General features: G+C 58.5%; 12 protein-coding genes. 6 read left to right on the top strand and 6 right to left on the bottom strand.

Annotated elements, in window-relative coordinates; translation table 11 throughout:
- Positions 1 to 74: 74 nt before the first annotated feature.
- The gene (locus tag HPC62_RS08405; protein ID WP_172354788.1) at positions 75 to 1,922 is read right to left on the bottom strand and encodes an ATP-binding protein; all 1,848 of its coding nucleotides are present in this window, start codon (positions 1,920 to 1,922) and stop codon (positions 75 to 77) included.
- Positions 1,923 to 2,065: 143 nt separating this feature from the next.
- The gene (locus HPC62_RS08400) at positions 2,066 to 2,353 is read right to left on the bottom strand and encodes a hypothetical protein (RefSeq protein WP_390820350.1); all 288 of its coding nucleotides are present in this window, start codon (positions 2,351 to 2,353) and stop codon (positions 2,066 to 2,068) included.
- Between the two features lie 879 nt (positions 2,354 to 3,232).
- Here HPC62_RS08400 and lepA point away from each other — a divergent pair.
- Both lepA and selD read left to right on the top strand, forming a co-directional pair.
- On the top strand, positions 3,233 to 5,038 hold the full coding sequence (gene lepA / locus HPC62_RS08395) for a translation elongation factor 4 (protein ID WP_172354786.1): 1,806 nt from the start codon (positions 3,233 to 3,235) through the stop codon (positions 5,036 to 5,038).
- A gap of 2 nt (positions 5,039 to 5,040) precedes the next feature.
- Positions 5,041 to 7,338 (top strand): selenide, water dikinase SelD, encoded by a 2,298-nt coding sequence (gene selD / locus HPC62_RS08390; protein ID WP_172354784.1) that lies wholly within the window; start codon positions 5,041 to 5,043, stop codon positions 7,336 to 7,338.
- A gap of 127 nt (positions 7,339 to 7,465) precedes the next feature.
- Here the strand turns inward: selD and HPC62_RS08385 are convergent, their stop codons facing one another.
- Both HPC62_RS08385 and HPC62_RS08380 read right to left on the bottom strand, forming a co-directional pair.
- A complete protein-coding gene (locus HPC62_RS08385) occupies positions 7,466 to 9,664 on the bottom strand; it encodes a tetratricopeptide repeat protein (protein WP_172354782.1) in 2,199 nt (732 codons plus the stop codon).
- A gap of 426 nt (positions 9,665 to 10,090) precedes the next feature.
- Entirely contained in the window at positions 10,091 to 10,570 is a 480-nt protein-coding gene (locus tag HPC62_RS08380; protein ID WP_172354780.1) for a globin family protein, read from the bottom strand.
- A 340-nt stretch (positions 10,571 to 10,910) separates the two neighbouring features.
- Here HPC62_RS08380 and HPC62_RS23900 point away from each other — a divergent pair, with 340 nt between their 5' ends.
- The 4 genes from HPC62_RS23900 to HPC62_RS08365 all read left to right on the top strand — a co-directional run bounded on the left by HPC62_RS23900 (position 10,911) and on the right by HPC62_RS08365 (position 13,579).
- Positions 10,911 to 11,033: a hypothetical protein gene (locus HPC62_RS23900; RefSeq protein ID WP_267313433.1), complete on the top strand. Its 123-nt coding sequence runs from the start codon at positions 10,911 to 10,913 to the stop codon at positions 11,031 to 11,033.
- Positions 11,034 to 11,333: 300 nt separating this feature from the next.
- On the top strand, positions 11,334 to 11,660 hold the full coding sequence (locus tag HPC62_RS08375; RefSeq protein WP_068513220.1) for a hypothetical protein: 327 nt from the start codon (positions 11,334 to 11,336) through the stop codon (positions 11,658 to 11,660).
- A gap of 354 nt (positions 11,661 to 12,014) precedes the next feature.
- Complete coding sequence (locus HPC62_RS08370; RefSeq protein ID WP_172354778.1) at positions 12,015 to 12,317, top strand: PepSY domain-containing protein; 303 nt, start codon at positions 12,015 to 12,017, stop codon at positions 12,315 to 12,317.
- A 311-nt stretch (positions 12,318 to 12,628) separates the two neighbouring features.
- Positions 12,629 to 13,579 carry a methyltransferase domain-containing protein gene (locus HPC62_RS08365; protein WP_172354776.1) on the top strand — a complete coding sequence of 317 codons (951 nt, stop codon included), beginning with the start codon at positions 12,629 to 12,631 and terminating at the stop codon, positions 13,577 to 13,579.
- 12 nt (positions 13,580 to 13,591) lie between these two features.
- Here HPC62_RS08365 and HPC62_RS08360 read toward each other — a convergent pair whose 3' ends face one another.
- Positions 13,592 to 15,577 carry a CHASE2 domain-containing protein gene (locus HPC62_RS08360; RefSeq protein WP_205370695.1) on the bottom strand — a complete coding sequence of 662 codons (1,986 nt, stop codon included), beginning with the start codon at positions 15,575 to 15,577 and terminating at the stop codon, positions 13,592 to 13,594.
- 570 nt (positions 15,578 to 16,147) lie between these two features.
- Positions 16,148 to 18,742: a chloride channel protein gene (locus HPC62_RS08355; RefSeq protein WP_172354774.1), complete on the bottom strand. Its 2,595-nt coding sequence runs from the start codon at positions 18,740 to 18,742 to the stop codon at positions 16,148 to 16,150.
- Between the last annotated feature and the right edge of the window lie 12 nt (positions 18,743 to 18,754).

The following is an 18,754-nucleotide window of genomic DNA, read 5'->3' as shown; positions in this document are numbered from 1 at the left end:
CTAAGGTACATCTATGATATGTCTGAGAGGTATACCTGAGAGGTATATCTGAGGGACAGCCACGCTAACTGCCGCTACTCCATCGTATCCAGGTCTACCAAGTCTGCTAAGTCTGCCAAGTCTGCCAAGTCTGCCAGATCCGCATCTTCCTCTTCAGACTGTCTAGCGATTAGCACCGGGTGCTGATGGAGGGGCACAGTAAAGGTAACCGTAGACCCCAGACCTTCGCCCAGGCTGTAGAAATTCACCTCGCCCTTCATCGCTTCTACAAGCTTCTGGGAAATGGCCAGGCCCAGCCCCGTGCCACCATATTGCCGAGTCCGGGAACCGTCTACCTGGCTAAAGGACTGAAACAGGCGGTCTTGCTTCTCTAGCGAAACGCCAATGCCCGTATCGACCACGCTGATCTTGGCATAGCCCTTGTCCTGATCGGACTGGCGGGGCAGGATGTCGGTGGTAACGGTGATGCCGCCTTCGTGGGTGAACTTGATGGCGTTGCCCAACAGATTCAGCAGCACTTGGCGGAGGCGCTGATAGTTGCCGTTCAGGATGATTGGATCTCGCGTTTCAGGTTTGCAAATTTTGAAGCTCAGATGCTTGTGTTCGGCCTGGGGACGGATAAAGCGTTCCACATCGTCCATCAGGTCATCGAGCTTGACCGGGTTAATCTCGATTTCGAGCTTGCCTGCTTCGATTTTGGCAATGTCCAGGATGTCATTGATGATGTCGTTTAGGTTTACCGCTGAGCGGTAGGCTTCTTCGATGAACTCGCCCTGTTCTTCGGGATCGTCCGCCATGCCGTCTACGATGAGCTTGAGGAAGCCAATCATGCCGTTGAGCGGGGTGCGTAGCTCGTGGGACGTGTTGGCCAAAAACTCGCTCTTGAGGCGGGAGGCTTCTTCGGCCTGGCGACGGCTCTCCTCGAGGTCGTGATACTGCTGCATCAGTCGCTCGGCCTGGCGACGGCTCGTTGCGTACAAACTGGCATGGGCCAGCCCCGTTCCAATCTGCTCTGCAAATTCCTGAACTAGCTCGATTTCGGACTGTCTCCACACCTGAGCTTCATCATCTTGGTACAGCACAAGGAGTCCGTTGGGCTGGCCATCGTGGCAGGTGGCGATCGCCAAAATTGCCATCTCCCTACCGCTTTCTTCATCAATCTGCGTGGTGCTAACGGGCTGGAGCGTGGAAACGGCCTGCTGCAAGTAGGGAAAGTGCGGTAAATCCAGCGTTTGCCCGACGCACTCCGCCGCCCCATCTTGTCGATAGTCTGCCATGATCTGCGCTTTTCCCTCTTCAGCGGGGTAAGCACACACCCAACAGCGACTCAGGTTGAGCGTTTCACCCAGTCCTGTGGCGGTTTGCTGCCAGATGGCATCGAGGTCAAGCGTATGGCGGATGTTCCAGGCAACGCGAGTCAGTGCCTTTTGATAAAAGATGGAGCCGCTGCCCCGGAGCGTGCTGAAGCGAGGGGGCGATTCTAGCAGCAGGTGGGCCTGGTCATCGGTGCAGGCATAGAGCAGATGCCCCGTGACGATGACTGCTGAAGGCAGCGCGTTGACTTGCAGAATGGGGCTGAGCGCGAGGTCAAAAACGAGATACTGCCCGCCACAGCGAAACAAGTAGGAAAACCCATCGGGGCTGCCCAAATCAAGCACCATGCGAATCCGCTGTAAGTAGGGCGCAAGGGCGGCTGGCGCAAACTCGACTTCCTCAATCGGCCGACCGACCAAGTCCGTAGAACCCAGTCCATAGCGATCTGCGTCTTTCCAGGAGAAGGAAAGGTAGGTTCCCGCAGCGTCTTGTATGAAGATGAGATCACCAATGGAGGGCGGTTTCTGGAGTGGGCCGCCGGGTCGCCTAGCAATCGCTACATCTGCCGGGCCAACGACAGAACTAGAAGAATCTTCAGACAAGGTCATCAGCGTGCATCGGAGACAGTGAGTTAAAACGCGCAAAATGTTCTTGGAATCAGGTTCAGCAAGTATCTTCGCCTAACGTAGCCTGTCGCAGAGGCTATCTGCAACGGCTTTTAAAGCAAATCCGTGATTCCTACAGCAATCAGCTAGTCGTTCCATTCTCCACGGGGGGGAACAGGCGGATTGCGCTGGAGCGATCGCGTCAGGTCGTCGTCCCGCGAGGCTCCCCCCCGCAGCCATTGACGCACGGCGACTTCGATCACTTTGCTCGGATCGCTGGTGAGATGCCCAATCTGATTCAATAGCTCAGCGTCGATCTGGATTGACAAATCGACCTTATTTCCAGCCGTTGCTCTGGGCCTGGCGGCGGGTGGCGGGTCTGTGGGGGCGATCGCCTCCTGAGTTGAACCCTGAACACCGGCCTGAGCGTTCATGCCATCAGTCTTCACACCATCAGTCTTCGCAGCATTAGATTCCACAACAGGGTCGCTCATAGAATTGTCTTACTCTCTCACCGTTCCGCATTTGTTCCGTCGCTGATATTGCCTGGCTAGCCTATACAGACACGCTTCCAGGATGAGAATCTAACGACTTACAGTAAATTCTGCCCTAAATCGTTTTGTACAGGGAATCTAATGTTGTGAGTTGTGAACTTAATGGCTTGAATTGTAAATCTTGATTTGTAGAGCTTGGTGTTGAGCTTGGTTTAGATCTCGGTTTAGATTTTGAGTCTTAGCGGTGGCAGGCCGCAGAGGAAGCAGCGTTTCGTCTGGATTCCAGCAGGAGCCTTTCGCGGGCGAGAGCGTTTGTATCCAGAAAAGCCTTCTGTGTCCAAACCCCCTTGGCGGCACTGGAACAACCATCCACTCGGCTTAAGACCTGTCTACTGCACCTCTACTGCATCTCTATTGCACCCTACTCCAGAAAGCTGTACCCACTTTTGTGCGTGATGCTGGCTCTTAAAGATTCTGGTTCTTAAACGAAGGGGCGATCGCCCTTCTTCCCAAGCACCCCTGAATTGAATTGCCCACAAGGCCTAATATCCCTATAGGCCGCCTTGCAGCGTAAAACAATACGCTACAACTTGATCTATCTTGATTTGATCTATCTCGATCTATTTAGAAATCATAGGTCATCTGGTTCCTCTCAACTGCGGCGAAACCCAAGACGACTCAAGGGACTGCCGATGCGTCCGGCAGAGAGAAGCATTACAATATCTTAAGCGGTATGCCTTAAGGACGATTCACTGCCTGGTTTCTCTTGCGGTTCTTCTAAGCATTGCCGCCCCTTTTACCCCTTGATGCTTTGCGTCTATGACCGACGTTCCCGTCTCAAACATCCGCAACTTTTCCATCATTGCCCACATCGACCACGGCAAGTCCACGCTGGCCGACCGCTTGCTGCAAACGACGGGCACTGTCAGCAATCGAGAAATGAAGGAGCAATTTCTCGACAATATGGAGCTGGAGCGAGAGCGCGGCATCACGATCAAGCTCCAGGCAGCCCGCATGAACTATCGCGGCGAAGACGGGCAGGATTACGTGCTGAACCTGATCGACACGCCGGGGCACGTAGACTTTTCCTACGAGGTGTCGCGCTCTCTGGCCGCCTGCGAAGGTGCGCTGCTAGTGGTAGATGCTTCCCAAGGCGTGGAGGCGCAAACTCTGGCAAACGTGTACCTGGCGCTGGAGCATAATCTGGAAATCATTCCGGTGCTAAATAAAATCGACCTGCCGGGGGCAGAGCCAGATCGGGTCAAGGGAGAAATCGAAGAAATTATCGGGCTGGATTGCAGCAGCGCCATTCTTGCCTCGGCGAAAGAGGGCATTGGCATCAGCGAGATTTTGGAATCCATCGTGCATCTGGTGCCGCCGCCCCGCGACACGGTGCAGGAGCCGCTGCGGGCGCTGATTTTCGACAGCTACTACGATTCTTATCGCGGCGTGATTGTCTACTTCCGGGTGATGGATGGGACGCTGAAGAAGGGCGATCGCATCCGGCTGATGGCTTCCCGCAAAGAGTATCAAATCGACGAACTGGGGGTGCTGTCGCCCAACCAAATCCAGGTAGACGAACTGCACGCAGGCGAAGTGGGCTATCTGTCGGCTGCCATCAAAGCAGTGGCCGATGCGCGAGTGGGCGACACCATTACCCTGGCGACGGCTCCAGCCAAGGAACCGCTCCCTGGCTATACCGAAGCCAAGCCGATGGTGTTTTGCGGACTGTTCCCTACCGATGCCGATGAGTTTGAAGACCTGCGAGAGGCGCTCGAAAAACTGCGGCTGAACGACGCGGCACTGCAATACGAACCCGAAACCTCCAGCGCGATGGGCTTTGGGTTCCGCTGCGGCTTTTTGGGGCTACTGCACATGGAAATTGTGCAGGAACGACTGGAGCGCGAATACGACCTGGATCTGATTACCACGGCTCCATCGGTGATTTACAAGGTTCGTCTGCTAGATGGCAGCGAGGTCTATATCGACAACCCCAGCCACCTGCCCGATCCTCAAAAGCGCGAGGCGATTGAGGAACCCTATGTGCAGGTGGACATGATTACGCCGGAGGAGTTTGTCGGCCCGCTGATGGAGCTGAGCCAGTCTCGCCGGGGCGTGTTCAAAGATATGAAGTATTTGACCCAGGGGCGCACGACGCTGACCTATGAACTGCCGCTGGCGGAGGTGGTGACGGACTTTTTTGACCAGATGAAGTCGCGATCGCGCGGCTATGCCAGCATGGAATACCACCTCATCGGCTATCGCGAGAATCCCCTGGTGAAGCTGGATATCCTGATCAACGGCGACCCGGTTGACCCGCTGGCGACCATTGTTCACCGCGACAAAGCCTATTATGTGGGCAAGGCGCTGGTCGAAAAGCTAAAGGAACTCATTCCGCGCCACCAGTTCAAAATCCCGCTGCAAGCCGCTATCGGTAGCCGCGTGGTGGCCAGCGAACACATTCCGGCCTTGCGAAAAGACGTGTTGGCCAAGTGCTATGGCGGCGACATCAGCCGCAAGAAAAAGCTGCTGCAAAAGCAGGCCAAGGGTAAGAAACGTCTGAAGGCGATCGGGACGGTGGACGTGCCGCAGGAAGCCTTTATGGCAGTGCTGAAGCTGCAATAACCTTGGAAGCGCCCACGCCTGTTACACAAGACCTCGTGCTGATCGGGGGCGGACACAGCCACGCGATCGCCCTCCGAATGTGGGGCATGAACCCGATTCCTGGCGCGCGGCTGACGCTGATTACCGACGTGATGCACACGCCCTATTCGGGAATGCTGCCCGGATACGTGGCAGGGCTGTACGAATTTGACGAGTGCCACATTGACCTGCGGCCACTGGCGAGGTTTGCTGGGGTGCGGCTGATCGGCGATCGCGCGGTTGGTCTGGATCTGGCGCAAAATCGGGTGCTGTGTGCCCACCATCCGGCGATCGCCTTCGACTGGCTCTCGATCGATATTGGCAGCACACCCGCAGTCTCCACGGTTCCCGGCGCGGCGGAGTACGCCATTCCCGTGAAGCCGATTTCGCAGTTTTTGACCCAATGGGAGGCGATCGTTCAGCAGGTGTCTGAACAGCCCCAGCGTCCTCTGCGACTGGGCATTGTGGGCGGTGGCGCGGGCGGCGTAGAGCTAGCGCTGAATATACGGGCGCGGCTGCGGCAGGTGTTGCAACAGGCAGGCCATCTCGACACGCCGCTGGAAATTCATCTGGTGCATCGCGGTCGCGAAATCTTGCCAGAGCGCAGCCCCGGAATGCGACGCAAGATGCAGCATATCCTTGCCCAGCGGGGCATTCAGCTTCATCTGGGGGAAACGGTGGCAGCCGTGGAACCCGACGGATTGCGCTGCGAGTCTGGGCGCTGGATCGAGTGCGATCGCCCCTTTTGGGTGACGCAAGCCTCGGCCGCATCCTGGCTCAAGGAATCCGGCTTAGCAACCGACGATCGCGGCTTTATCCAGGTGAATGACTGCCTGCAATCTATCTCGCATCCCTACGTTTTTGCAGCGGGCGACGTGGCCACGATGGTTCGCCATCCGCGCCCTAAGGCAGGCGTGTTTGCTGTGCGCCAGGGCAAGCCCTTGGTGGAGAATCTGCGCCGCGCTCTGCTGGGCCAGCCGCCGAAGCCCTTCGTGCCGCAAAAGGAGTTTTTGATCCTGGTTGGATTGGGCGATTGCACGGCTGTTGCCTCTCGCGGCCCTCTGCACGTTGGCCCCACCCCCTGGTTCTGGCAGTGGAAAGACCGCATCGATCGCCGCTTTATGGAAAAGTTCTCGAACTTGCCAGAGATGAGGAGCCAGCGGGTCGAACGCAGGACGTTCGCCCCATCCCGCCGCGCTTCCAACTCTCTCCCCTGCGCGGGCTGTGGCTCCAAAATCGGTAGCCAGCCGCTCGATCGCGCCTTGCAACGAGTGCAGGCAGAGTATCCCGCACTTCAGCGTGACGATATCCTGATCGGGCTAGACACGCCGGATGACGCGGCGGCGGTAGAGGTTCCAGCAGGGTGGGTGCTGCTGCAAACGGTGGATTACTTTCGGGCGCTGGTGGATGATCCGTTTGTGTTTGGGCAGATTGCGGCAAACCACGCGCTGAGCGACCTATTTGCAATGGGGGCAAGTCCGCAGAGTGCGCTGGCGATCGCCACGCTGCCCTACGCCACGCCTGCCAAACAAGAGGAGATGCTAGTTCACCTGCTGGCGGGGGCGACCAAAGTTCTACACGCTGCCGGGGCAGTGCTGATGGGCGGGCATACGGTGGAGGGAGCGGAACTGGCGCTGGGCTTTGCCTGCAATGGTCTGGCGGAATCGTCCCAACTGCTGCCCAAGGGTGGACTGCGACCGGGTGATGTGCTGATTCTGACAAAGCCACTGGGCACGGGCACGCTGTTTGCCGCAGAGATGCAGCGACGAGCCAAGGGCCGCTGGATCGAAGGGGCGATCACCACGATGCTGCAATCAAACCAGACGGCGGCGAAAATCTTTCAGGGGCATGGCGCTCATGCCTGCACAGATGTTACAGGCTTTGGGCTGTTGGGGCATTTAGTGGAAATGCTGCGAGCATCGGAGCCTGTGGGCGTGCAGCTAGATTTGTCGGCACTGCCGCTGTTGCCCGGTGCAGCAGAAACGTTGCAGCAGGGGTTCCGCAGTTCTCTGCATCCGCAAAACCTGGCTGCGGCCTGCTGGGTGCGGGATTGGGAGCAAAGGTCTCCGTCGCGCTCTTCCGAAATTCCAGCCGATATCCTGTTTGACCCGCAAACCGCTGGCGGGCTGTTGGGCTGTGTGCCAGCAGAAACGGCTCCGGACTGTTTGTCCGCACTTCACCAGGCTGGGTATCTCGAATCGAGGGCGGTCGCCCAGGTTATTCCTTCAGAGGGCGATGTTGCTCCGCAAGGCTGGAGCCAACGCTCTGTTCGGCTAGTCTAGGCAAACCAGTTTAGACAAACGAGCTAATCCATAGGCCAAATTTCCCAAAGCAGTCCCAAAGCAGGAATCATGTCTGGCGTAATCTGGCCTATGTCTGGCGTAATCAGGCGTATATCTGGCGGCAGCGCTAGGAGTGCGACTCGGTGAAATTGGCGGATTCTGGCTCCATTGCCTGGGGCCCGGGTTCGCTAGGCGGCGACACGGGGACGGATTCCATCGCGGCGGGGCGTTCCCGACGAACCGGAGCAGCTTCGGGCGGAGCCTCCCGCACGGGCGCTGCCTGGGGACGCTCAAATCGCGGTGGCGGCTCTACCACACGCGGCGGCGGCTCTACCACACGCGGCGGCGCAACGTTCACAGGCGGCGCAGGCGGCGCAGGCGGCATAACCTGAGGCGCTTCGGGTTCCGCCAGTCCAGAAATATCCTTGGGCGTGGATTCAGGCTGGGGCGTAGCGCTAGATTCAGGCGCGATGGGCGCTGGCACAGATGGGCGGGGGAGGGTGCCCGATGGCGCAGGCTGACCCGGAGTGCTGCGGGTGGGGGCCTGCGGCAAGCGATATTTCGGCTCTTTTGTCTCGTCAGACGAAGCGTCTGCTCCAGGGGCGATCGCGCCCGATCGGCTGCTTCCGAAGGGGGGTTCCAAGGCTGGGCTAGGACTAGGGGTGGGTCGCTCAGGCAGCATCGGCGAGGCGTTGAACCGATTTAGCTCTGCCTGCCAATCGCGAATCGCAGCCCGCGCCTGGGGGTAGAGCGCCCGGTTGGGACGCACCAGCGCCGCAGCGGCGATCGCCTCTCGCAGCCGGCCCCGCCGTGCCAGCGTCCGAGACAGGTTTAGGTAGGGCTGGTCTTCGATCACCTGGATCTGGCGCGTCCAGTCGCGCACCAAGGACTGCGCTTCGCCCCGCAGCGCCCGACCTTCGGAAATTTGCCCGGCCTGGGCGATCGCCGATTGCAGCGAGGCCACTGTCCCCTCGGTAGCCAGCCGTCGCGCCCGTGCTAGCAGCGGCCGGTCTTCGAGCCGCTCGATTTCGCGATGCCAGTGAGCGATCATGGTCTGGGCTTGCAGGCGGCGGGGATTTCCGGGCTGGACCTTGCTGGCCTGGGCGATCGCCGTCTTCAGCGTCTCCACGGTTCCCACGCCCGCCGTCATCTGGGCCAGTTGCAACTGCCGCAGCCCATCTAGCTGAATCTGCCAGCTTGCTAGACTGCTTTGCGCCTGGGCATAGTAGGCGCTGGTGGGCTTGATCTGCTTTGCGGCAGCGATCGCCTCCATCAGGCTGATCACGTGCTGCGGCGTGGCGACCCAGTTTGTCCAGGTGGAAACGGCTAGCTTCCGCGCTTCGCTAAGCTGGATTAAATCCTTCGCCATTTCAGCCCGACCGGGATTGACCTCGACCTGCTTGGTGAGGGCGATCGCCTGGTCAAACTTTTGCTCCTGCCAAAGCTGGAATGCTGCGCCCAGCAGCCGATCGCTCCACTGGTTCAGCACGGGCTGGGCATCGCTCCAGGCATAGCTGCCCTTGTCGATTCGTCCTGCCTGGGCGATCGCCTTTGCCAAATCGGGCAGCTTACCCGCCTGGGCGATCTTCTGAGCCTCGGCAAACTGCTGGCGTGCCTTACGTTCCACAAGCAGTTGCTCCGACAGCGCCCGGGCCCGCTGGTTGCCCCAGTAGGGATGGCTCATCTCGCCTAGGTCGCGGATCACCTCCGAGGCATTGCCCCAGGCCTGTTCCTTCATCGCAGTTTGAGCAGCCGCCACCAGCGCCTCGCCCTGCCGCCAGATGCCCTGCCAAGTGGCGATCGCCGCCTCTGCATCGGCCCGCACCGAGCTAGATTTGGGAATGCGCTGGGCAATTTCCACCGCGCCTTGCAGGTCGCTGGCGTTCATCTTCTGGCGGGCGATGATTAGCAGCCCCTTCGACCACTCTTCAACCGACCGCTGGGCTTCCTTATAAAGCGGATGCTCCGGAGTCCAGGTTTCAATCAGCGCCAGGCCAGACAGCAGTTCGGTCAGTTCGCCCGACCGAGCCGCCTGCTGAGCGCAAAATAGCCGCTCCATATCGGGAGCCAGCGGAGATCCCGTTTTGCAATCGGGCGCGGGCGGCAGCATCAGCATCCACAGCAGCGCCGATGCCGCCACGCCGCCCAAGGCCGCGCAACTAGTCAACCCCACAATCAGCCATCGCCAGGATTTTGACCGGGGGCGGGTTAGCGCTTCTGGCGCGAGGCCGCTGGCTGCGCCCGACTGTCCCGCTCCGCCCAAATACATGCCAAACCCATCCGCGCCCCCTTCGGGCGATCGCAACTCAAAACGTCTTACTGGCATAGCGAACCCTCACCCCAGTCAAAATCACCTAAAGCATACCGCCCCGTGAGTCAACAGCCCCGCGAAGCATCCGTATTACTTCTGATTCTCTAGAATATATTCTCTAATAACGGATGGACGTGGCCCCCGAAACAAAAAACCACGGTTTTGGGGCGATCGCCTTCTAAAATTTACAGAATTCGGTAGGCTAATTCAGGATTGGCAGCATTGCGCTTCGTAACAATGCGCTTCGTAGCAACACGCTTCGTAACAATACGCTTTGTCACAATCACCCGGCGTAACAACAGGCCCAGTGCGAATCTCCAGCCAGTGCGAACCTCCAGGGCGACCTATCGCTAAAAGGCTGTCGCCAAAACAACGGCCCCCTGCGTGAGCCGTTGGCAATCCGTCTCGCTTAGGAAGCCTGTGGACTGTGGAGTATATTGGCTAGGCGTTGCTGCCCCCCAGCAGATGCCGATTAATTTCCAAAATGGGGCAAAACAGGCTGGCCTGTACAGGGGTCAGATGTTGCTGCACCACATGCTGCATGGCTTCATAGGTTGCGTTGCAGCTTTGCTGTGCTCCAAAGGCCCGCATGATGGTTTGAAACCACAGCAAAAAGCGCTCTTGCAGTGTTTCGGGATCGTTCAGCAGCATCGCCACCGCAGAATAGCGCAGCACCCGCACGGTATCCCGCTTCCACTTTGTCGTCAGGTCATTGTCGCCGTTCTGAAACAGAGTTGGGTCTTTGCTCATCATGTATTGCTGAACCTGGCTCACTAGCAGCGCCTCGGCGTTCTGGATGCGCCGATAGGTTTCGACTCGCAGCCCGTAGGATTTTGCGTAATCTCGCAAGAATTGCAGGTCTGCATCGGTCGCATACTGGCCTTCGGTCTCCAGGCTGAGGCGTTTCATCTGGCTAAGCATAGAGGGTTCTTCGCAGGATGGATGGATGGGATAAGGGATAAACGCGAAAGAATTGATGAGTCAGCAGTCGCAATTGACTATTGAAGGGATGCTAGGCGCAGTTCTACTAGACGCAGTTCTAGAGGACTGACTGTATTTAATCTGCCCAGGGTGCATAAAAAAGTAACGTTTTGTAAACCCAATGATGGGCAGGTGTTTGAGGAATTGCAGCGCGATCGCCCCATAATCTCCCCAGCAATTCTCTATAAAAGACCTGCAAATCCCGACAACAAGGCACTGTCGGGCGGCTCTCCCGCTCCCAAACCCGACTCGTTCCTGCACAAGACTCGGACGGTAAGCTGTGACCCAGATCACCAGGCTATTCCCTAAGATAGATGCGATCGTGCTACAGGACACCCAAGAAATCGGCACAGCGACCGAGTTCATGAGGGCGATCGCCCTCCACACTATAAGTAGCGTTTAACTGTCCTTGCCTTGCAGCGACCGGATTCCTGGCCTGTGAGGCAATTTTTGTGGCCATTCTTCAAACGTCTCACGGTCTACACCCCCAAATCTGTGATTCAGAAAACATCCTTAAACCAAACAGCAAGGCTAGGCTTTTGGTCACAAACTAGGGATGAATTGAGGGGCCGCTCTGTCAACCTGTCAACGAGTGCGCCGTATCGAGTCTTCGGGCAGTGCTGAAGTCTGGCTCTGCTGGATCTGACCGTCCTAAGATCCGCCCGATTCTGCCATCTAGCGCCACGCAATCGAGGTTAGGCCTGTGAAGATCGTTTGGGAACAAAGCATTTATTTTGGCAACGTTCCAGTATTCTGCTCGATTTGCGGCCGTGAGTCTCGCCCCATCCGCAGCGGCTCAAACCAACTCCTGCTGGCGGTGATCTACAACGACCAGGGCGTAATTTGTGGAGAAGCCTGTAGCGATTGCGTCAGCGCCGGGCCGCAGGTAATTCGCGCCCGCCTCCAGGATCGGGTCGAGATTTTGCGAGAAAAACTGGCTGATGTGGAGGCGATCGCCCAGCTTGCCCAGGACACCATTGAGCTACCTACGCTAGAGCAAGAATTTCGGGTACATCGCCGCGATGGATAGCGGCCGCAATCTTTCTATCGCTTGGTGGTAAACACCGTCGTAAACATCATCAGCATTCCGCCGATCAAAATTGCCACGGCTAGCCCGCCCATCACCCAGTTCAGAGAATCCATTGACTCCATTGGCTTCCTCGTGCAACGTCGATGCGTTTCATCATACGGTTCTTCATCATACGGTTTCATCAAGCCTTACATGACCAGAGAAATAGATCTGGAGCAAGGCAGGTATCTCTTAGAGGATTAAGAATTTCCTTCGCTTGATTGTCTGTGAATATACCTCTTGATAGAACAAACTCGTGTGCCCGTATCGGTAGCCTATGAGCAGTTTATTGACTGTAAAACATAGGAGTTTTGCATGAAAGGCTTATCTTTAATCCGGTTTTCTGGCAGCGGCATTGTCTCTTTGCTATTGATATCGGCAGGAATGCTGACCTCCCAGGCGGCCCGGGCTGATATCGATCGAGATGCAACTCCCCAAGAGCGGGCGAGAGTCGTCGAAGTGCTTCAGTCTCAGGGATGCCCGGTGGTTGGCGATGTGGATTATATCCAGGGCGTTGGCTTTGAAGCCGAAGACGTGCGCTGCAACGACGGCAAAGAATACGACGTTTTTTTAGACGAGAATTTCAACGTCATTTCTAAGCGAGAAGATCGAGACTAAGCTTCCCGCAGAGTGTGAAATTCGTATTTGACATATTTGCGTTTGACATATTTGCGTTCAGCAACATCTGGCAGCGTCTTGGGAGTTTGGGGCTTCGTAGTTCTGCTCTGATAAGGCGCTGCTTCATGGCGATCGCCCTCCAAACGCGATAAGGCCAACGCTAGGTCGAGTGCTGCCTCACTGCGCTAGTCGAGTTCGACGTTAAAGTAACGTTACAATCGTATTTGAGATTGGGATTCGACGCGCTCACCGCTCTACTCAAACGCTCTACTCAAACGATTTACATCAAACTCGGACACGCGACATAAAGCATGGGTTCTCTCTTGGCGATCGCCCTCATCCTGCTGCTGGCAATGTTGCTCATCGGCACGATCCTTTACCTGCTCACCGCCCGCCGCTATCAGTCCGGCGAGTCTGTCGCCCGTTCTTACGACGAATGGACACAGGACGGCATCCTGGAATTTTATTGGGGCGAACATATTCATCTGGGGCACTACGGCTCCCCGCCCCGCCGCAAAGATTTTCTCAAAGCCAAAGCCGACTTTGTGCATGAAATGGTGCGCTGGGGCGGACTCGATCGCTTGCCGCGCGGTTCTACCCTGCTAGACGTGGGCTGTGGCATCGGCGGCAGCAGCCTCATCCTGGCGCAAGACTACGGCTTCAACGTTACGGGCATCACCATCAGCCCCCAGCAGGTAAAGCGGGCGCAGGATCTTACGCCGCCCGGAGTCAGCGCCAAGTTTCTGGTAGACGACGCGATGGCGCTGTCTTTTCCCGATGCCAGCTTCGACGTGGTGTGGTCGGTGGAAGCCGGGCCGCACATGCCCGACAAAGCAATCTTTGCCAAGGAACTGATGCGCGTGCTGAAACCCGGCGGCGTGCTGGTGGTGGCCGACTGGAACCAGCGGGATGATCGCCAAATTCCTCTGAATCTCTGGGAACGCACCGTCATGCGGCAATTGCTGGATCAATGGTCGCATCCGGAGTTCGCCAGCATCGAAGGGTTTTCGGAACTGCTAGAAGCCACAGGACTTACCGAGGGCCCCGTCACCACTGCGGACTGGTCAAAGGAAACGCTGCCCTCCTGGCCCGACTCGATTTGGCAGGGCATCGCGCGACCAGCGGGCCTGGTGAAATTTGGCGTTCCCGGTTTGATTAAGTCGCTGCGAGAAGTGCCGACCATTCTACTCATGTGGCTGGCCTTTAGCGTGGGGCTGTGCCGCTTCGGAATGTTTCGCGCCGTCCGTAAAGAAAGGCTTTAGTCCAATACTTAATCACGTTGCATAGCCAATCACCCGATAGACCTCCACAAGCTGCTGCTTGCCGCTGAGCGCCAGTGGCCCCCAGGATTCCACCTGAAACTTTCCTTTAACGTGCATCAAGGTTTCCTCGGCAATTAGCACGCGGCAGAGATCCACCTGGCGATCCTTGAGGCAGCTTTCCAGCCGCGATGCCGTGTTCACGCTGTCGCCAATCACGCCGTATTCCATCCGCTCCTTGCCGCCGAGGCTGCCCACCACCACGGGCCCGGTGAAAATGCCCACCCGCATTTGAATCGGCGGAAGGCTGCGCTGTTGCCAGATCTGGTTCAGTTGCTCCAGCCGTTTGCCCATCGACAACGCGCAGGCGATCGCCTGATAGGCATCTTCATCCACCTCGCGCTCCTCCAGGCGGGGCATAGGCACGCCAAAAATCGCCAGCAGCCCGTCGCCCGTGAACTTGTTGATAATGCCGTGGTGCTGCTGAATTTCGTGGGTCATGGCTTCCAGGTATTCGTTGAGCCATTCCAGCAGTGCTTCCGGCGGCATTTGTTCAGAAATAGTGCTGAAGCCCTTGATATCGGTAAACAGCATCGTGGCGACGAGCCGCTGACCTGGCAATTTTCCTGAGGCCAGCAGGCGATCGCGGGCATTCCACAGCGCGTCGGCAATTTCAGGCGAGGTGTTTTGCCCCAAGAGCGTCATCACCATCTGCTGCTGGCGGTGCGACTGTTGCGCTCGGTAGGCGACGACCGTCCCCAGTGACATCATCGAGGCGATCGCCGGAGCCACCGTTGGAACCCAGCCCTGCTGCAAAAACAGCCCAAAGCCCGCGCCCCCAATCAATCCCAGCAGTCCTACGCTGCTTAGCCCCAGCGCAATCGGATGGCGCACCGCCCAGGCCACTGCCCCGCTGACCGTTGCCCAGCCCCAAATCCACAGCCACTCCTGCCACTCTTGCCAAAACCAGAAGGGCGATCGCGCTCCCGTGGCAGCATCGAGAAACTGGCTCACCATCTGGGCATGAACCACCACACCGGGCATCTGGTGCGACACCTGCTCGCCCGCGCTAAAGGGCGTGTAGAACAGATCCTTGCCGCTGGGAGCCGTCATCCCAATCAGCACAATTTTGTCCTGCACCCACTCTGGCGAAATGTCCTGCGACAAGACCTGACTCAAGCTGATGCGGCGAGCCGGATTTTGGCGGGCGCGATAGTTCAGCAGGGTTTGGTAGCCGCTGCTGTCGAGGCGCTGATAGGCCCCGGAGTGGGCTTGTAGCGGCACAAAGGCGGATGCGCCAAGCTGCAAATCTTCGGGATTGGCGGCGCTGGGGCGCGGGCGGATGTCGTCTGGCTTGAGATACGCCAGCGCCAGCCGCAGCGACAGGGACGTATGGGTTTCGGTGTCGGTGTGGGCATATAGCAGGCTGCGGCGAATTACGCCGTCCCGGTCAATCACAAAATCGTTGAAGCCCACTCGCTCTGGAGGGAATCCTGGCGGTGGCGGAATGCGATTCCGGGACGGATCGCTTCGCGAATCGCCCGCTGATTCGCCCAGCTTGGCGATGGCAATTAGATTATCGGCTTGAAGCTGGGCCTGGAGTTGAGCATGACCCGGCTCTTGGGGCACGTCGCGGTGCAGGTCTAGCCCGATGACGCGGGGCTGGTATTGCTGAAGCTGGGCGATCGCCCTGGCCAGGGTTTCATCCGACGGTGTAGCCCGCTGGAGTGTTTGAATATCCGCTTCGGTGATTTCCACCACCAGCAGGCGTGGGTCGGGCGAATCGGGCGAATCGCCAAGCAATCCGTCCCGGAAGCGCAGCCGCACCATCCGGTCATAAATCCGCAGTTCCAGCGGCTCCAGCCCGCCCACTTGCCGCAGCCCCAGCACCAGCCCAGTGATAGCAAGCCCAGTCACGGTTGCTGCTTTTAGCCCCGCCAGCAGGTTTGGCTGAAGCGTTTGCCAGGTTTTTGCAAAGCTGGAGAAGGGTGGAGTGTTCACGGGTGGTTTAGGGCAAGACGGCTGAATCAACGTCAGGCTGAGTGAGCCTGGAGAATACCTAGGCTGCCGTGAAGCTGCTTTAACTGACCCTCAGGTTGTGTAAAGTCTTGCTACCCAGCTAATCGACTGGCTGCCTAGCTTCCTAATTGTTGCAATTGTTGCACCCGTATCTGCTGCTGCCTGTTCAAGCGTCGTGATGGCGATTCATGATGACGATTAGTAACGGCTATTTTAGTCATCTTCAATCATGGAGCTTGAGTGGTTGGGCAAAGCCTCCCTGCTCAAAGGGCTGGTCAGTGGCCAAGGCTTCTGGAATGCCCAATCGCTGCCTGATGACACAGTATGACAAAAGACGTGCAAGCTACTTGCAGGCTACTTGCAGTCCCTTTGCAGTTTACTCGTGACCATTCATGACCACGCCTGATCAGGTCTATCTATTACAGAGTTCCCAGGCGATCGCATCTGTAATCGCGTCAAGGCGGATCATCTCAATCATAAATGGGGAAATAAATGGGGCTGAAAATGGGATGAATGGGGTTGAAAATGGGGCTGTCTAGTCGGACAGCGGTGTTAGGACTCGTCTGGGGCGATCGCCGCTCTGACCAAAATCACGGTGCAATCGCTGCTGCGGGCGATCGCCTCAGGGATGTTGCCTGTGAGTGCCTGTTGCAGCAGACTTTCGCGGCTTGCCCCCAGCACAATCACATCGCAGGGTTCCTGCCAGGCCAGCCGCAAAATCGCCCCCGGTACGGAATGTCCCCGAATCGGGCGGGTGGTAATGGAACAGTTGACCCGCTGGCGCAGTTCGTCCATTGCCACCGCCATCACGGACAGATCCGCCAGCGGCTCGTCTACAGGCAACACCTGACAGAGCTTAATGCTGGGGTCGGGGCTGAGGCGGGTCAGCGCAGGTAGCAGCGTCAGGGCATATTGCGCGTTGGGCCCGCCCGACAGCGGCAGCAGCCAATGATTGAATCGAGTCTCTTCGCCCAGCTTGACCAGCACCACGTCGCAGGGGGCCTGGCGAATCAGGGTGTCTACCGTTGTGCCAAATACGCGCCCTGGCGTGCTGGTGCTGCCTTTCCAGCCCATTAGCACCAGGTTAATATGCCGCGCCTTGATGGCCTCTAGCATGGCCTGGGCTGCGTCGTGGGCTACCCGAATCTGCGTATGCACAGGAACCTGCCAGTCTTGCCCCAAATGCTCAATCTGCCGCAGCAAGCGCCGCCCCTGGGTGGTGCGGACGGCGGTTTCTGAGGGTGGATGGGCCCGCGACACCAGGATGACGTGCAGCACCTCTAGCTCATAGCCCCGCTCCTGGGCGATCGCCCCCGCCAGTTTCACCAAAATCGGAGCCGTCTGGGGATTGCTGACGGGCAGCAGCAGCCGACCCCGACCCGTGGCGGGCGATCGCGTCCGATAAACTTCATAGGAAGGTGCGGGACGGGGTCCCAGTTGCAGCGACTCGCCCGTGAGCTGATCCGACTCGGCGCGAATAATGTCGGCGCGGGTGATAATGCCCACCAGCTTTGATCCATCCGTGACGGGTAAGCGGCTGACCTTAAACCGATTCAGCAAAAACAGCACATGGGTCAGCGAGTCGGACGGGCGGACGGTTACGGGCTGGGCCGTCATCATGTCCGACAGGGTGGCGGCCGCAGGATTGGCGGGCTGCCGCTCTGGAGCCGACAAATCGCTCTGGGTGACGATGCCCACCAGCCGTCCGTTGTCTACAACCGGAAACCCGCGATGGTGCGATCGCGCAAAGGCCTGCTTCGCCTCATCCAGCGACAAACTGCTCGACAGCGTTTCCACCCGCCGCTGCATCACCGCTGCCGCCGTTAGCTTTTGCCAGGGCGCGGGCTGGGTTCCTGGCGACTGAATCTGGATGCCGTTCCACTCCAGCAGTCGAGTATAAAACGAGCTGCCCACCAGCCGCTGCGCCACCAGATAGGCAATGCCTGAGCCAATCATCAGCGGCAGCACCAGGTTGAAATTGGCTGTAATCTCAAACACGATGACGATCGCCGTTACCGGGCCCCGCGTCACCGCGCTGAAAAATGCGCCCATCCCTGCCAGCGCATAGGTACTGGCCGGACTGACATGCGGCGCAAGCCCCAGCAGCGACTCCAGCCCGCTGCCCGTAATGCCCACCAGCGCTCCCAGCGCCGACCCCAAAATCAGCGACGGCGCAAAAATTCCCCCCGGCGCACCCGACCCGTAGGCCACCAGCGTCAGCAAAAACTTTGCGCCAAAGGCCAGCAGCAGCAAGTACCAGGCAGCATTGCCGCCGCTGAGCAGATCTTGCAGACCCGTGTTGTCCCGAAAGCTGTCGGGCAGTTGCGACACCACCAGCCCAGACAGCAGCCCCGCCAGCCCAATCCGCCCCGGCAGCCCCAGCGGAAGCCGACGGTTGAGGGCCAGGCTGACGAAAATGCCCCGGCTAAACAGCGACCCCAGCAGCCCCGCCAGTAGCCCCAAAATCAGGAAGAGCGGCACATCGTAGAGCGAAAACGTGGCCTCGTAGGCGGTCATGCCCAGATCCAGGCTGAGGCTGCGGCCGCCCAGCACCCGCGACACGACTGCGCCTATGAAGGAAGCCAGAATCGCTGTGCCCAGCGTGATGCCAGAGAAATCTTGCAAAAACTCTTCCACCACGAACAAAACGCCCGCGATGGGGGCATTGAAGCCGGCCGCCAGTCCTGCCGCTGCGCCTGAAGCGATGAGCTGGCGACGATATTCTGGCGAGGTGGGAATCCACTGGCTGAGTTGGGCGGCCAAAGCCGCGCCAATTTGCACCGTCGGCCCCTGACGACCCAGGTTCAGGCCTGCGCCCAGAGTGAGAATAACGCTGACCAGTTTTACCAGGGCAACCCGCATATTGAGGGCGATCGCCACATTGGCCAGCGCCGCCTTCACCTGGGGAATGCCGCTGCCCGCCGCCTCCGGAGCTAGCCGCTCCACCAGGAACCCTGCCAGCCCGCCGCCCAGCAGCCCCAACAGCGGCAGCACCAGCCAGTCTGTAAACTGGTGCGACCATTGCACCCGCCACCCGCCCAGCCAGCCCACGCTCTGTTTGAGCATGACTGCTGCCAGCCCCGAAACCAGACCAATGACGCAGGCTTCCGCGATCGCAAACTGTTTGGAGCCATTGATCCAGCGCATTTGAAGGATTGG

Source organism: Thermoleptolyngbya sichuanensis A183 (assembly GCF_013177315.1).
Taxonomy (GTDB): Bacteria; Cyanobacteriota; Cyanobacteriia; order Elainellales; family Elainellaceae; genus Thermoleptolyngbya; species Thermoleptolyngbya sichuanensis.
The sequence above is the reverse complement of the archived record's forward strand: the minus strand, read 5'-3'. Positions and strand labels throughout refer to the sequence as shown.